Origin of the sequence: Pseudoalteromonas sp. SG41-2 (genome assembly GCF_014164535.1) — a bacterium.
GTDB classification, from domain to species: Bacteria; Pseudomonadota; Gammaproteobacteria; order Enterobacterales; family Alteromonadaceae; genus Pseudoalteromonas; species Pseudoalteromonas rhizosphaerae.
The window spans coordinates 1-476 of the sequence record NZ_JACJFK010000121.1; the positions used below are offsets into that span (position 1 = coordinate 1).

At 38.2% G+C, this 476-nt stretch carries 2 rRNA genes; both read right to left on the reverse strand.

Annotated features, from left to right (window positions below):
- Positions 1-105 (reverse strand): 23S ribosomal RNA (locus H5186_RS22900); the annotation flags it as partial.
- Between the two features lie 294 nt (positions 106-399).
- Positions 400-476 (reverse strand): 16S ribosomal RNA (locus H5186_RS22735); the annotation flags it as partial.

Below are 476 nucleotides of genomic sequence, written 5' to 3' on the forward strand. Positions count from 1 at the left end.
TCTCAAGTGCTTTTTACTAGCTTGACTAGGCTTATCGCAAGTTAATACGTCCTTCATCGCCTCCAACTGCCAAGGCATCCACCGTGTACGCTTAGTCACTTAACCATACAACCCAAACGGGTCTTTGTTTTGTGACAGTTTAACTTCGCCAGAAGTTAATATTGAATACTAAAGTAGATACCAATCAACAAACGAAACGTTCATTAAATGGCACTGAATGATACTGCTATCATTCTTTTTTACTTTTGAAAACTCTGTACAAATACACTGTATTTATACGAATTTTATTATCAGCTTTTCCAAATTTTTAAAGAGCATATTAATTAGTTAAACCCAATGGGCAAAACTAACTAACAATCATCTGTGTGGACACTACGAACAAATAAGTTCTAAATCGTATAAGGAGGTGATCCAGCCCCAGGTTCCCCTAGGGCTACCTTGTTACGACTTCACCCCAGTCATGAATCACTCCGTGG